The sequence below is a fragment of the Flavobacterium sp. 316 genome, from assembly GCF_000967805.1.
Classification (GTDB): Bacteria; Bacteroidota; Bacteroidia; order Flavobacteriales; family Flavobacteriaceae; genus Flavobacterium; species Flavobacterium sediminilitoris.
This window is the reverse complement of sequence record NZ_JYGZ01000002.1, coordinates 463,201-478,589: the sequence shown is the minus strand read 5'-3', so window position 1 is coordinate 478,589 and position 15,389 is coordinate 463,201. Positions and strand designations below refer to the sequence as shown.

At 29.1% G+C, this 15,389-nt stretch carries 11 protein-coding genes; 4 read left to right on the top strand and 7 right to left on the bottom strand.

Annotated elements, in window-relative coordinates; genetic code table 11:
- Positions 1-71: 71 nt before the first annotated feature.
- Positions 72-1,043 (top strand): YeiH family protein, encoded by a 972-nt coding sequence (locus SY27_RS05780; protein WP_045968065.1) that lies wholly within the window; start codon positions 72-74, stop codon positions 1,041-1,043.
- Here SY27_RS05780 and SY27_RS05775 read toward each other — a convergent pair.
- From SY27_RS05775 to SY27_RS05760, 4 genes are all read right to left on the bottom strand, one after another.
- Positions 1,040-3,517 carry a glycoside hydrolase family 2 protein gene (locus SY27_RS05775; RefSeq protein ID WP_045968064.1) on the bottom strand — a complete coding sequence of 826 codons (2,478 nt, stop codon included), beginning with the start codon at positions 3,515-3,517 and terminating at the stop codon, positions 1,040-1,042. The genes SY27_RS05780 and SY27_RS05775 overlap by 4 nt on opposite strands.
- A complete protein-coding gene (locus SY27_RS05770) occupies positions 3,514-4,182 on the bottom strand; it encodes a copper homeostasis protein CutC (protein WP_045968062.1) in 669 nt (222 codons plus the stop codon). The genes SY27_RS05775 and SY27_RS05770 overlap by 4 nt, the downstream gene beginning before the upstream one ends.
- A 40-nt stretch (positions 4,183-4,222) precedes the next feature.
- Entirely contained in the window at positions 4,223-5,221 is a 999-nt protein-coding gene (locus tag SY27_RS05765) for an isoaspartyl peptidase/L-asparaginase family protein (protein WP_045968060.1), read from the bottom strand.
- A 204-nt stretch (positions 5,222-5,425) separates the two neighbouring features.
- The gene (locus SY27_RS05760; protein WP_235270912.1) at positions 5,426-7,516 is read right to left on the bottom strand and encodes a beta-N-acetylhexosaminidase; all 2,091 of its coding nucleotides are present in this window, start codon (positions 7,514-7,516) and stop codon (positions 5,426-5,428) included.
- 203 nt (positions 7,517-7,719) lie between these two features.
- Between SY27_RS05760 and SY27_RS05755 the strand changes: the two genes are divergently transcribed.
- Positions 7,720-8,139, top strand: a complete 420-nt coding sequence (locus SY27_RS05755; protein ID WP_045968058.1) for a nucleoside-diphosphate kinase — start codon at positions 7,720-7,722, stop codon at positions 8,137-8,139.
- Between the two features lie 76 nt (positions 8,140-8,215).
- On the opposite strand, the gene SY27_RS05750 is transcribed toward SY27_RS05755, so the two are convergent.
- Positions 8,216-9,619, bottom strand: coding sequence for an FAD-binding oxidoreductase (locus SY27_RS05750; RefSeq protein ID WP_045968056.1), 1,404 nt, complete (start codon positions 9,617-9,619; stop codon positions 8,216-8,218).
- Between the two features lie 274 nt (positions 9,620-9,893).
- Between SY27_RS05750 and SY27_RS05745 the strand changes: the two genes are divergently transcribed.
- Positions 9,894-10,094, top strand: a complete 201-nt coding sequence (locus SY27_RS05745) for a hypothetical protein (RefSeq protein ID WP_045968055.1) — start codon at positions 9,894-9,896, stop codon at positions 10,092-10,094.
- A gap of 82 nt (positions 10,095-10,176) precedes the next feature.
- Here the strand turns inward: SY27_RS05745 and SY27_RS05740 are convergent, their stop codons facing one another.
- Positions 10,177-11,157 carry an AEC family transporter gene (locus tag SY27_RS05740; RefSeq protein WP_317236289.1) on the bottom strand — a complete coding sequence of 327 codons (981 nt, stop codon included), beginning with the start codon at positions 11,155-11,157 and terminating at the stop codon, positions 10,177-10,179.
- Between the two features lie 28 nt (positions 11,158-11,185).
- Between SY27_RS05740 and meaB the strand changes: the two genes are divergently transcribed.
- Positions 11,186-12,274 carry a methylmalonyl Co-A mutase-associated GTPase MeaB gene (gene meaB / locus SY27_RS05735; protein WP_045968053.1) on the top strand — a complete coding sequence of 363 codons (1,089 nt, stop codon included), beginning with the start codon at positions 11,186-11,188 and terminating at the stop codon, positions 12,272-12,274.
- Here meaB and SY27_RS05730 read toward each other — a convergent pair whose 3' ends face one another.
- Positions 12,275-15,388, bottom strand: a complete 3,114-nt coding sequence (locus SY27_RS05730; protein ID WP_161794126.1) for a lantibiotic dehydratase — start codon at positions 15,386-15,388, stop codon at positions 12,275-12,277.
- Position 15,389 lies beyond the last annotated feature (1 nt).

Genomic DNA, 15,389 nt, shown 5'->3' with positions numbered 1-15,389 from the left:
TAATATTTAACCATTTCCTTTTATAATATTCTTGACTGAATTTTGTATCAAACAAAAATTAGTTTTAAGTAATGAAAAATCAAGATAAAAAGGGAATTGAATCTATATTGAACAAAAGTATTACAACTAGAGAATTGATTTTTTTATTAGCTGTTGTATTTTGTTTATCGCCATTAATTACTCCTCCTATTGCTTTATTAATGGGATTAATAATTGCGCAATTTATTGGTCATCCCTATTTACATCTTAATCATAAGGCTACTCATATTTTATTACAGTTTTCTGTTGTTGGATTAGGCTTTGGAATGAATATTACAAGTGCTTTACAAGTAGGCAAAGAAGGTTTATTTTTCACTATATTATCTATTATAGGAACTCTGATTGCTGGTTTTTTCATTGGAAAATTTTTAAATATAGAAAAGAAAACATCGTATTTAATCTCAACAGGAACAGCTATTTGTGGCGGAAGTGCAATTGCTGCTATTTCTCCTGTAATAAAGGCAAATGAAAAACAAATATCAGTAGCATTAGGTACTATATTTATTTTAAATTCTATTGCTTTAATTTTATTTCCCTTTATAGGACATCAATTGAATTTATCTCAAACACAATTTGGAATGTGGTGTGCCATTGCTATACATGATACAAGTTCGGTTGTAGGTGCTGCAAACAAATATGGATCGGAAGCATTAGAAATTGCAACTACAGTGAAACTTGCACGAGCATTATGGATTATTCCTCTTGCTTTTTTATCTACTCTCCTTTTTAAGAATAAAGGTATCAAAATAAGAATTCCTTATTTCATTGGATTATTTGTTTTGGCAATGATAGCAAATACTTATATTCCAATAGTACAGCAATATAATCATTATGTAACAGGACTTGCAAAAGCAGGATTAACATTAACTCTATTTCTTATAGGATGCGGATTAAACAGAAAAACCTTAACTTCTGTTGGCTTTAAACCTTTAATACAAGGCTTAATCGTTTGGTTAGTTATTATGCTAGGTTCACTTTTTATGATTATTTCATTTGTAGTTTAATTTTTAAGTGTGTCAAATAATGATTTTACTATTATATTTTCTGTTGGACTTGATAAATGAATAATTCGTTTTTCATGAGGTAAAAGATCAAAATAATTTTCTTCAAAATGAACTCCTTCTGAAAATAAAAAAACATCTTTAGCTAACGTATTGGTGGTTATTTCTATAGTTGTTTCGTTTTGTCTTTTTATAATAATAGTTGGTTTTTTTAATTTTAATTTCTTTGGTTTTACGAAGTAATAATTTGATGTTATTTTTTCTTTATCTGTTTCTAATTTCACAGATAGGACTACTTTTTCTTGATTAACTTTTTGTAACAAAGAATCATCTAAAACAGTTATTATTTTATTTTGATTTTCTTTAATAGTGATATATTCTTCTTTATGCCATAATATGTTTCCATCAAAATCTATCAATTGAATTTTTAAGTTCCCTTTTTTTATTTCTACCTCATCGTTTATTCCATAAATTACGTACTTTTCATTTTCTTTACACACTGATAAAAGTAACGATTCATAACTCCTTTTTACTTGATAATGAAAAGCTTTCCAATTACCATAATAATCCATAGAACTCCATGAAGTAACTGGCCAACAATCATTTAATTGCCAATATAATGTTCCCATACAATAAGGTTTAGCTCGTCTATGAGCTTCTATTGCTATTTGCATTCCTCTTGCTTGTAACAATTGTGAAACATATAAATAATTATCAAAATCTTTAGGCACATGATAATCTCTTTCCATATACTCTTTAATGGTTTCATACCCTACAGGATGCTTTTGATGGGTTTTTATTGCTTCATTTTTCCATGATAATTTATCTGTAAAACTGGTTATTGTTGACAATGCTGGCATACCTTGAAAGCCATATTCGCTCATAAAGCGTCCGACTTTTTTTTCATAGATTTCAAAAGGTTCTTTTCCCCACCAAACTCCCCAATAATGGGAATCTCCTTGATATAAACTTTCTTTTTTTCCCCATCCAATAGAAGGTGACGACGGCCAGTAAATGGTTTGTTTGTTAGCAACAGTTTCTTTTATTGCATTTGGAATAATTTCATGAAACAATTTTTCATAGTCGTTCCAGATAATATTTTCCTCTTCTTTTGTATAATTATACTGTTTTTGCCAACCCCAATTATGCCATCCTTCGTTTATTTCGTTATTTCCACACCATAAAGCAATACTGGGATGATGTTGTAATCTGTTTACTTGATCGATTACTTCTAATTTTACATTTTCTAAGAAAGAGTTATCTCCAGGATACATGGCGCACGCAAACATAAAATCTTGCCAAACTAATATTCCATTTTCATCACATGCTTTATAAAAGCTATCCGAAGCATAAACTCCTCCACCCCAAACTCGTAACATATTCATGTTCGCTTTTTTGGCATTGATTACAATACTTTGATAAATACTATCTGTTACTCTAGATATGAAACTATCTGGTGGAATATAATTAGCTCCTTTCATAAAAACAGGAATACCATTTATTTTAAAATAAAAACTACTACCAATAGCATCTTTCTCTCGAACTAATTCAATTGTTCTTAATCCAATTTTTAATTCTTTTTTATCGAGTATATCTCCATTTTGAGATAAGGTTAATCCGAAACCATATAAATTTGGCTCTCCTAAACCATTGCACCACCATTTTTTAGGTTGATGAATTGTATCGGTCCAGTTTATTTTGTTTTTTCCTTTGGTTAATTGTTTTATAAAAGTATTTTCATTCCACTGGAAATGATATGTTCCTTCTTCTTCACAAATAATATCTGCCATCCATTCTATTTCTGCAAAAGAATCTTCTAATTGTTTTTGATTATATTGAAGGTTTTCGATAATTGCTTTATTCCAAAATTTTAACTGAATAGTGTCAATTATTCCGCATGTTACTAATCTTGGTCCCCAATCCCATCCATATTGATATTGCGCTTTTCGTGTGAAAATTTTTTCTTCTCCTGGTAATGTATATTTTAACTTTTCGCTCTCTTTTCTCCCATTTTTAACAGCCGATTGGAAATAAATTGCGATTTTATTTTTTCCTTCTTTTAGATATTCTTGTACAGAAAAAGTCCATTTTCTAAATTGATTATTTGTTTTACTTATTTCTTTTCCGTTAACATACAGTATTACATAAGTATCTAGTCCAAAACATTCTAAATCAATATTTTTAAACTGCTTTTCTTTTTTAGATAGATAAAAATCCGTTTCATATATCCAATCTTCATTTTCAACCCATTGTACTTTTTTTTCATTTGTTTCTAAAAAAGGGCCAGGAATTAATGCATTCGCTAGCAAATCGGTATGAATTGTACCTGGAATTGAAGCTTTATATTTTATACTGTCTTTAGCATTTTTAAAATACCATTCTTCATTTGCTAAATTTTTAATATTTTGTTGAGACCAAGAAAAATGGACTATAAATAAAAGTGTATAAATTTTTATAGTTCCAAATTTTATCTTCATGATAAATTCTTTTTTAATTGAATTACCTCATCAAAATCGGTTATTTCTTCTTCTTTTTTTAAAGCTGCGCTATGATAATATGATGCATTTATATAACTATCTAAAAGTTGAATATTTGTAGCGCGAATACCTCCTCCTGGCATTATTGTTATTTTATTTTTAGATAATTGTAAAAGTGTTTTCAATATTTCTTTTCCTTCTAAAGCAGTTGTGATTATTCCCGAAGTAAGTACTGTTGTGAATCCTAATGTTATAAGTATTGATAAAGCTGTTTTCTTATCTTCTATAGTATCAAAAGCTCTATGAAAAGTACAAGGTAATGGTTTAGCAAGTTCTAATAGTTCTTTATTCCTCTCAATATCTATTGTATTTTGTGGTGTTAATATTCCAAAAACAAAGCCATCAACTCCTAATAACTTCATTTCTTGGATGGATTGTTTCATTTGTAAAAAAGCTTTTTCTGTGTAATTAAATTTACCTCCTACAGGTCTTATCATTACATATAAGTCTGTACGAATTTTATTTTTAACTTCTTTTACATCTTCTATTTTGGGAGTAATTCCTCCTATTTCATATCCTTCACAGAATTCAATTCTATCTGCTCCTGCTTTAGAAGCTATTATTGCTGATTTTACATTGAAACAGGCTATCTCTATTTTTTTCATATTATATTTAAGTTCGGAAAAGACTCTTTATCAATGCTTATTATTTTAAGTAAAAATCAGCATCTACTAATCTGTTACCTGATGTATCATGAATTGCATAATTAAATCCACCTTGTACACAATAAGAACCATGTTCTCCTTTTTTATTTAAAGCGATAAATCCTACTTGAATATCTTTTAGGCTTTTATTTCTATTTTTAGTCAGTTTTACAATACGCATAACTGCTTCTTCACAAGCCTTTTGAGGTGTATGACCTTGATGCATTAATTCTACTACTAAATGACAACCTGCAATTCGTATTACTTCTTCTCCATGTCCTGTAGCCGTGGCAGCTCCTATTTCGTTATCTACATATAAACCCGCACCAATAATAGGAGAATCTCCTACTCTTCCATGCATTTTATATGCCATTCCACTAGTTGTACAAGCTCCTGATAGATTTCCAAATTCATCTAAAGCAATCATTCCTATGGTATCATGGTTTTCAATATTCACTTCTGGTTTGTATTGACTTTTTTGAAGCCATTCTTTCCATTCTTTTTCAGATGCTTCAACTAATAAGTTCTCTTTTTGGAAACCTTGACTTAATGCAAACTGTAGAGCTCCATCACCTACTAGCATTACATGAGGTGTTTTTTCCATTACTGCTCTAGCTACTGCAATAGGATGTTTTATATGTTCTAAGCATGCAACTGATCCTATATTTGAAAATTCATCCATAATACAGGCATCGAGTGTTATTTTCCCATCTCTGTCTGGTCTTCCTCCATATCCTACACTTCTTTCATTTGGATCTCCTTCTGGTATTTTTACTCCTGCTTCAACTGCATCTAAAGCTTTTCCTTTTCGACTTAAAATTTGCCAAGCTGCAACATTTGCTTCTATACCAAATCGCCATGTAGAAAGTACAATTGGTTTCTTAACTTTTTTATATTTTGTATCAATTTGATTTTCTTCTTTGAATTGAAAAGAACTCATAGCCATTCCTACAGTAGCTATTGCTGACGTCTTTAAAAAGTTTCTTCTATTATTTTTCATTTGTTTGCATTACTATTTTTTATTTTCTTTAATGAATTTCTATTTCATCAACAAATAACCATGCATTAGTTCCTGAACCTGGTTCTCCTTCTGGAATTTTACCATAATTCTTAGCTATTGTTTTTACATATCTGGCTTTGGAAACAGGAAATTCTAATACTACCTTTCCTCTATTATTACGAATGTAATTTGCATCACATTGTGCTATTTTATTAAAAGTATTCCCATCATTAGAAATGAATATCTCAACAGATTGAGGATAATAAATCCAACTAGCTTTACTTTGAAAAATTGAATTTCATACTTTGAAATCGTTTCTTGCTTTTCAAAATCGATGATAGCTTCTAAATTTTTACCTGAAAAGCCAATCCAATCACTTCCGTGATTTGAAGTTTCTCCAACAATTCCATTTACTAGAGTTGTTGCTCCTTGTCCAAAGTAATTAGGATTTGGTTGTTCTGAAAGTTCTATTTTTTTTCCTGTTGCTTTTGATACATAAAAATCTTGTGAGTAAATTGTACTTTTTTGTTCATTATCTTCAAAATAAGCTGCTTTTAAGGTGCAACTCGTAGAAATTTCAATAGGTTTTGTATATAATTGACTAGAGTTAGTAAGTTCAGATTTATCTAATGTATATCTAATTCTATCTTGTTTCCCTGATTTTAATTGAACCCATAATCTCCCATTTTCAATTTTGGGTTGGGCAGAAACTTCATATATTGCCTTACTATACTTTACATCCATTTTTTCTAATCTTGAAAAAAAAGAAACTACTCGTTTTTCAAAATTTTTATAGTTTTCTTTATCTGATGTTCCCCATACTACTTCTGATAAAGCAAAGATTCTTGGGAAAATCATATATTCTACATGTTTATCATTTAAGATATATTCTGTCCATACATTTGCTTGCGCTCCTAAAATATATTTTTGTTCTTCTTTAGATAAATCTTCTGGAATAGGATTAAAACCATATACTTTTTCTAATGTTGTATGACCTCCTATAGCTAAAGGTTCATTTTTAGGATTTCCTTGATAGTGATCGAAATAACAATAACCACCAGGCGACATGACTACATTGTGATTTTGTTTTGCAGCCGCTATTCCTCCTTCTGTTCCTCTCCAACTCATAACCGCTGCATTAGGAGCTAATCCTCCTTCTAATATTTCATCCCAACCTATAATTTGACGTCCTTTTGTGTTTAGATATTTTTCTATTCGGGTTATGAAATAACTTTGTAATTCATGTTCGTCTTTTAAATTTTCTTTTTTTATTAAGTTTTGACAATGATTACAATTTTTCCAACGAGTTTTAGGAGATTCATCTCCTCCTATATGTATATATTCTGAAGGAAATAATGCTACTACTTCATCTAAAACATTTTGTAAAAAAGTAAATGTTTCTTCTTTTGGACAATATACATCATCGAATACTCCCCATTTTTGAGCCACTTCAAATGGACCATTCGTACAAGCTAATTCAGGATATGCCGCTAGAGCTGCTAAAGCATGACCAGGCATTTCAATTTCTGGAACTATTGTTATATGCCTTTCTTGTGCATAAGCAACAATGTCTTTAATTTCTTCTTGTGTGTAATATCCACCATATCGAATAGTATCCAATTTTTGATCGTTATAAGCTCCTATCATTGTTCCATTTCTCCAAGCTCCAACAGACGTTAATTTTGGATATTTTTTTATTTCTATTCTCCATCCTTGATCTTCTGTTAAATGCCAATGAAAAGTGTTTAGTTTTAATAATGCTAAATAGTCAATATACTTTTTTATAAAATCGGTAGAAAAGAAGTGTCTACAAACATCTAAATGCATTCCTCTCCAAGAGAATTTAGGTTGATCTATAATTTTTATTCCTTGTAGCTTTATGGCTTTGGTTTTTCCATAAGGAATTAATTGTAATAAGCTTTGAACTCCATAAAACAGTCCTTTATTTGTTAAGGCATTAATTAGAATTTCATTGTTTGCAATTTTTATACTATAAGCTTCTTCTGATTGTAATTCTGAATTAGAATCTATAATTTGAAGAGTTATTGTTTTTATATTTTTCTTATTGGATTCAATATCAATTTCTAATCCTGTTTGTTTTTTTATTTGCTCTTTCAAGTATATTGCTTCAAAAGAATCTTGATATTGCTCTATAATCTTTATTTTAGAATTAAAAGTAAATTGTTCGTTTGTGTTTTCACTAAATAAAGGTTTTGGAATTATAGGTAGTACTTCTTTTTGGCTGTAGCAAAAAGTAACGCTAAGCATAATAAATAAAAAGTGTTTTATTTTCATATTTCAATCTTTATATATTTCAAATATACATAAAAGAGTTATACTTAAAAAAGTGAATAAAATAAAATATATCTCACAAAAAACACATATTTCAATACATAATATGTGTTAATCGTTTTTAAATTATTAAACTTTTAAATCGAAATTTCTAGATTCAATAAAAAAGATTACTTTTGCACAAAATTTAAAAATAGATAAACGTTATGGCAACGAATAGAACTTTTACAATGATTAAACCAGATGCGGTTGAGAACGGACACATTGGTGGAATTTTAAACATGATTACTGAAGGTGGTTTTAAAATTGTTTCTTTAAAATTAACTCAATTAACTGTTGCAGATGCTCAAAAATTTTATGCTGTTCACAGTGAAAGACCTTTCTATGGTGAATTAGTAGAGTTTATGTCAAGAGGTCCTATTGTTGCTGCTATTTTAGAAAAAGACAATGCGGTTGAAGATTTCAGAACATTAATTGGTGCAACAAATCCTGCTGATGCTGCTGAAGGAACTATTCGTAAAAAATATGCTAAATCAATTGGTGAAAATGCTGTTCATGGTTCAGACTCTGATGAGAATGCTGCTATTGAAGGTGCTTTTCATTTTGCTGGAAGAGAGCAATTCTAATATTAAAGTCGGTTAACAGTAATGTTGACTACTTAGAAATAAAAAATCCCATTTTGATTTTCAAAATGGGATTTTTTTATAAACTATGTGGTAAAATTTTACCTGGATTCATAATATTATTTATATCGAATACCTTTTTAATTCCTTTCATTAATTCCAATTCCATTTCACTAAAAGCTATTGGCATAAAATCTTTTTGCACATAGCCTATTCCATGTTCTCCTGAAAGTGTTCCTTTTAATTTTACGGTTAATTCAAATATTTCAACAACCCCTTTTGGTACTTCTGTTTGCCAATTTTCATCAGTCATGTTTCCTTTTACAATATTGATGTGTAAATTACCATCACCTGCATGACCATAACAAACCGTTTGAAATCCGTATTTATTACCAATATCTTTTACTCCTTTTAGTAATGTTGGTAATTCATATCTTGGTACTACAGTATCTTCTTCTTTATAAACTGAATTTGATTTTACAGCTTCTCCTACTGCTCTACGTAATTTCCATAATGCATTTTTTTGTTCGTCCGAATCTGCAAATAATACTTCATCTATTTCAAATTGTTCTACTACTTGCATTATTTTTTCAGCTTCTTGAAACAAGATGTCAGGATAATTTCCATCTACTTCAATTAGCAAATGTGCTTGAATTTCGTCCTTTATTGAGACACTTACTCCTTCTACATACTTCATAGTCCAGTCAATCGCATCTCTTTCCATAAATTCTAAAGCACTTGGTACAATTCCTGCTCTAAAAATAGCAGAAACCGCTTCACAGGCTTGTTCGGCTTTATAAAAAGGAACCAACATTAATACATTATGACTTACTTTTGGGATCAATTTTAATACAATTTTAGTAATCACTCCAAGTGTTCCTTCACTTCCTACCATTAATTGAGTCAAATTATAACCTGTTGAATTTTTCAAGGTATTAGCTCCTGTCCAAATAATTTCACCATTAGGTAAAACCACTTCTAAGTTTAAAACATAATCTTTCGTTACACCATATTTTACAGCTCTTGCTCCACCAGAATTCTCGGCAATGTTTCCACCTATAAAGCAACTTCCCATACTACTAGGATCTACAGGATAAAACAATCCTTTTTCTCCTACAGCATCTTTAAGTATTTGAGTAATAACACCTGGTTCTGTAATAACTTGAAGGTTTTGTTCATCAATATTTATAATTTTGTTGAAACGCTCCATAGAAAGCCCAATTCCTCCATGAATACTCAATGCTCCACCACTTAATCCTGTTTTTGCTCCTATAGGCGTAACTGGAATTTTATTAATATTAGCCATCTTCATTATAGCAGAAACTTCTTCAACTGTCGTTGGTTTAACCACAACATGAGGTGGAAAATTATAATCTTCCGTTTCATCATGTCCGTAATCATATCTAGTTTCATCATCAATGAAAACGAACTTTTCTCCTACAATTTGTTGAAGTTCATTAAGAATTTTAGGAATAATTTGCATTTTATTAAAGGAATTATGGTGTAAAAGTAGAAAAAATAGTCGTTTTTGCCTAAAACTATCTCATTATGCTTATTTTTTAAAAAATATATACTTTTTGAATCACAATAGCCAAAGCGACTAAAAATCAACAACTTACAATAAAAACTCAATTATAATGATTACTTCATACTAAATTATTTACAAAAAAACACTTCTTTTTTCTATTTATTTTTTCAACATTTTTTGGTTAATATTTTTTTTTGTTTAAATTTGGTTAACCCAATAAATTAAAATTATGCCTAATACACTAATCAATCGTACTAAATTAGCTTTAGAAAAAGTTAGTTTTGATCCTGCTTTATTTAGCAGAGAATTATTAAAAGCAATAAAATTTTTATTAGCTACTGAACTAGAAGAACTAGCTATTTGGTTTGTAAATTTTACAAAAGGTAAACCTGAATTGCAAAACGTTAAAATTTCTGCTAATGAAGTATAAAATTACTCTTTAAACACTAAAACTAACCCCTCTTAATCCAAAATACACAATAAGAATTTGTTTTTTTATTGTGTATTTATTTTTAAAAACTAGTTAAAACCCAATACCAAAAAGCCAAAGTAATAAATGATAATGGAATTCCTATTCCTACCATCATACTACTTAACTTTGGTTTTAACCCATAACTAGAAGCTAAAATAGTAGCTGTAATCATTGGTGCCATTGCTGCTTCCATAATAGATACATCAATCAACAAACCTGTTCCATTAAATACTTTCCTATAAATTACATAGAAGAAAGCAGGTGTTATCATTAATTTAAAAAAGAGTCCTAATACTAAAAACCCCCAATGTTTACTTTTTTTCTCAATTTTTAATTGTAATCCTACTGCAACTAATGCAATTGGTGTAACTGTGTTTCCTACCCTTTGAAATACATTTTGAAACATTTCTGGAAAATCTTGTTGGAGAAAATTTAGTATTAAAGCTATAAAAAAGGCTATAAATGGTGGAAATAAAATTATTTTTAAAACAATTGATTTTGTGTTTAATGTTTCTCTTGAAAATAATGTTGCTGTAATAATTCCTAATGTTGCCATTACTACAAATGAACCTGGTTGATCTACAATGATTGCTATTTCTAATCCTTTGTTCCCATATAGTGCTTCAATTACTGGAAACCCCACAAATGATGTGTTTCCTAATCCTGCTGTTAGAATTAAACAACCTATTAATTTTTTTGACCAACCTAAATATTTTCCTAATGAATAGAAAAAAAGAAATGATAATCCAAATCCTATCCATGCAATTCCTAATGGGTATAATAAGGCAGAAGAGATTTCAATTTTAGGAATATAATATAGAGCTAATGCTGGAAGTGATACATAAATTACAAATTGATTTAGAGAAACATGCATGTTTTTTGGAAAGACTTTTACAAATTGAAAGGCAATTCCTGTGAACAAACAAAGAAATATTAAAATGATATTATCCATATTTTTAAACTGAATTGCAAAGTTAGAAAGCATTATTTGATAATTATAGTTTGGAGAACTATTTTTCAAAAAATTCGTACTTTTACACAAAGATTCAATGCATTTGGAAACACCAGAAAACAAATCGGCTTTATCTGAAATCAATGGTATTAACCAGCCTGATTCGATTAGTGATGCTGTTGCAAAACAAATTCAGCAATTTCGTAGAAAACAACCATCTGCGAATGAATTAATTACTAGGATTATTAAAGGTGATAAGATTGCTTTAAGTAGAGCCATTACCTTAATTGAAAGCACAAATATTAAACATTTAGAAAAAGCTAATGAGGTTATTCAAGGTTGTTTGCCTTATGCTAATAACTCTGTTAGAATAGGAATAACAGGTGTTCCAGGTGTTGGAAAAAGTACTTTTATTGAAGCATTTGGTAAACATTTAACCTCACTAGGCAAAAAAGTAGCCGTTTTAGCGGTTGACCCAAGTTCATCTATAAGCCATGGTAGTATTTTAGGAGACAAAACGAGAATGGAAGAATTGGTAAAAGATGAGAATGCTTTTATTCGTCCTAGTGCTTCTGGTGACAGTTTAGGTGGTGTGGCTCGAAAAACACGTGAAGCTATTATCTTGTGTGAAGCTTGTGGTTTTGATACTATTATTATAGAAACTGTAGGAGTTGGACAAAGTGAAACGGCTGTTCATAGTATGGTTGATTTCTTTTTATTACTTAAAATTGCTGGAGCTGGTGATGAATTACAAGGTATAAAAAGAGGAATCATGGAAATGGCTGATACTATTGTAATTAATAAAGCTGATGGTGATAATATTTCAAAAGCAAAGCTAGCCAAAACCGAATTTAACAGAGCTTTACATTTATTTCCTGCTAAAAAAAGTGGTTGGATTCCGAAAGTGACAACTTGTAGCGCTATTACCAAAGAAGGAATTAACGATGTTTGGAAAATTATTTCTGATTATTTTGATTTAGCAAAAGAAAATCAATACTTTCAAAATAAAAGACAAGAGCAAAATCAGTTTTGGATGATGGAAACGATTAATGAACAATTGAAAACACATTTCTATAATCATCCTGATATTATTTCCTTATTGGAGCAAAATAAAAAAGCAGTACAAAACAATGAAATTTCACCTTTTGCTGCTGCTAAAATTTTATTAGAAAACTATTACAAGTAATTACACTATTTGCTCTTTTACCTCATATTTCTTTCTAGCCAATTGTCCTTTGTAGTATCGTGATAATAGTTCATACACTACAAATTCATTAGTTCTATTTCTTCCCATGAATAATCGATCTAAATTCATGTGTAATAAACTTGCTATTAAGTTATTGATACTTACTTGCAACCTATTTTCTTTTTCAATTTGCAATAATTGTGCAACTAAAGGTTTATTTAACAAACTTCTTTTTTGTATTAATTCAATAATTGGATAATAATCTTCTTCTGTCTCATTGTTTTTATCTAAGATTTTTTCCATTTGTTCTCTAAGATTCCTATATTTCGTATTTAATGAAACTTTTAATGTTTGTTGTCCACCATGTTCTTTAAAGAAGGAATCACTAAGAATATCAATAATGTCAAATTTTTGATTTAAATCAAATTCGAAATCGTCTAAAAAAGCATCTACAGATCGTATTGCCATTTGCCATCGAATAGTTCCACCACTTTCAGTATCTAGTAAGTCTAACATTTGCACAACAAACTTACTATCATTATAGAAAAACTGTTCTGCAAGTTCCATAGTATTATCTCCATATCTATCTAATTCTCTTTTATATGTATCGTTTTGAATCTTAGAAATACTATTTTGATTGACAAGCGGTTCTAATTCTGTATTCATATAATTCAAAACATGGCTATATTTTTCTAAATCTGTAATATGCATTCTGAATCTTAAATGTGTATCTGGATCTGAGTATCGTATAAAAAACCAAGAATCAATTACTTTTTCTTCAATCAATTTTTCAGTGATTTTTTTTATTTTTTCAGTTAATATATAATCGGCTGTTTTAGCTCCGCTATATATTTTGTAGTACAACCATTCGCTTCCTATTAAAAATTGTTGCTTAGTAGTATATACGAATTTAAAATCATCTTGATGATCTTGATATTTTTCAGTTTGTTCGTTTAAAACAATTGCAATACACTCATTGGTAAACATTTCTCCATTGGTGTCCTTTACTAATGCGTCTTTACTTTTAAATAAATATTCTTCAAGCACAACTTCATTACTCTTTTTAATTGTGTCTATGAAAGTGTCAATTGCAATAGGGTTGTTCGCATTAATCAATAATTCATTATCACTTTGTACTATTAAAAATAAATCTGGTAATTCTATTTTATTTTTCAGTTCAAAAAAATAGTGATGTTTTTCAACATTAGTTTTTTTCTTGTCTTGTAAGGGTTCTAAATCTTTTTGTTTTAGTTGCCATTTTGCAGCACTTAATATTGTATTTTGATATTCGACTCTTGGCAAAAAATCAAATTGATTAGAAAGTATTCCCCAATGAAAACCTACATAAGATTTTGAAAAGTATTGGGTTTGTAAATCGCATAAAAAATGATAAACGGGTAGACTATTAAATCCGAAATTATGAGCATTTCCTAAGCGAGGAATAATTTCTTTTTGTAATCTTTTATCAAATAATATAACTTTATTGTTTCTTATTTTTATATAGAGATCTTCCATTTTTATTTGAAAATCATCTGCAACTGCACTTTTTGCTAAATAAGGGATTTCATATTTTCTAAAAGCAGGTCTGGCTAAAATATTCCCTGTTCTACTTTCTGGTAAATGTACTATTTCAGCAAGAATTTTATTAGAAAACTGCTCTTGCTCAAATTTTGAAATTGTATTTACTATTTTGTTTACTGCTTCATTACCTACTGCAAATCTTCCTAATAAATTTATAGCACTACTTCCTCCAGCTCCATTTATATATATTTTATTAGTTTCTGCATCTAACACTTTAAACATAGCTGAAAATGAAGATGGTAAATTATTTTCTGAAAAATCTATTGAAGGAAAATCTTTTTCTGATATTTCAACACTTTTTTTCTTTTCTTCTCTACTTTTTGTTAATAGCTGTAATAAACAAGATTGTAATTCATTCCATTTTAATTCGCTTCCGTAATTTGCATTTGGAGTATAAATATCTTCTATTAAATCATTAATTCCATGATTTCCTGTTTCTATATAACCAACACCTGTTTCTACATCAAGTGCTAGTAATAAAGGAATAGCATCATCTTCAAACCTATTTTGAAAGCGTTTTTTAAAACTTTCTAGTTTTTCATTAGTATTTACTGGTGTAATCTTATTTAAAAATTGTAATGTATCTTTTAATTGTTCTTGAACTTTACTATGTATTTCCGATTGTACGGTTTGCTTGTACAAGTCAGTTTGAAACAAATTGGTTTCACTTAAATTAGGTAAAATTGTTTTAAGTTGTTCGTGAACTTGCCTGTATGATTCAATTTTATTTAAAATATTGGCATCTATTTTTTTGATTGACTGATCTACAGAAATTAATGTATTTACTATTTGAACCAAATTAGCATCTCTATTTAAATCATGTATTTTTTGTAATTTATTTAATACTGAATTAAAATAATCTGTTCCTGTAACTGTTGGCTCAAGTTCGTTTATTAAAATTTGAGCATCTATTAATTCTTGTATAAATTCTGATGCTTCTTCAAATGTTACTTCATCATCAATAAGTAAGTTTATTAGTTCGTTAATGGTTAATCCTTTATTTGATTGATTCAAAATATATGCTAAATATTCTGAATAATCTACTTTGCAAATTTTATGAAATCGCTTTGCATTGTTGTAGTAATATTCAATATATCTATAATTTTCTCCTACTTGGTAAATACTTGTATTAGGAAAAAATTTCAAGTGTGTTTTTATACTTTCTAGTTTGGCTAATTCTTGTACTAGTGAATTTAATACATTCATATCTAGTCGTGTGTTGCGAATTAGTGTTTTATTTAAATCTGAATTTAGTATAATTTGATTTTTGTCTTGCCATTCACCTATACTTAATCCTGCAAATAAACCAAACGGTGTGCAACGTTGATTAGCTCTAGATTCGTATTTGTACAAAGAAACTTTAAGTTTTTTTAATTCTTTTTCGGTTTCAATTGGCTTTATAAGGTGTTTTTTATATTCATCATGTAAAACGGGTGTCGATAAATATAATGCTTCAGAAAAAACAGCATTGTCTGTTCTATTTCCAAAGGCTACTAATGGTGTTCTAACTATAAATTGTGGTAAAAACTTCATA

Bases quoted from the DNA above. Each gene is read 5' to 3' on its own strand.
- SY27_RS05745 (WP_045968055.1), top strand. From the start codon at position 9,894: ATGCCTAATACACTAATCAATCGTACTAAATTAGCTTTAGAAAAAGTT.
- SY27_RS05760 (WP_235270912.1), bottom strand. From the start codon at position 7,516: ATGAAAATAAAACACTTTTTATTTATTATGCTTAGCGTTACTTTTTGC.
- SY27_RS05750 (WP_045968056.1), bottom strand. From the start codon at position 9,619: ATGCAAATTATTCCTAAAATTCTTAATGAACTTCAACAAATTGTAGGA.
- meaB (WP_045968053.1), top strand. From the start codon at position 11,186: ATGCATTTGGAAACACCAGAAAACAAATCGGCTTTATCTGAAATCAAT.
- SY27_RS05770 (WP_045968062.1), bottom strand. From the start codon at position 4,182: ATGAAAAAAATAGAGATAGCCTGTTTCAATGTAAAATCAGCAATAATA.
- SY27_RS05755 (WP_045968058.1), top strand. From the start codon at position 7,720: ATGGCAACGAATAGAACTTTTACAATGATTAAACCAGATGCGGTTGAG.
- SY27_RS05780 (WP_045968065.1), top strand. From the start codon at position 72: ATGAAAAATCAAGATAAAAAGGGAATTGAATCTATATTGAACAAAAGT.
- SY27_RS05765 (WP_045968060.1), bottom strand. From the start codon at position 5,221: ATGAAAAATAATAGAAGAAACTTTTTAAAGACGTCAGCAATAGCTACT.
- SY27_RS05775 (WP_045968064.1), bottom strand. From the start codon at position 3,517: ATGAAGATAAAATTTGGAACTATAAAAATTTATACACTTTTATTTATA.
- SY27_RS05730 (WP_161794126.1), bottom strand. From the start codon at position 15,388: ATGAAGTTTTTACCACAATTTATAGTTAGAACACCATTAGTAGCCTTT.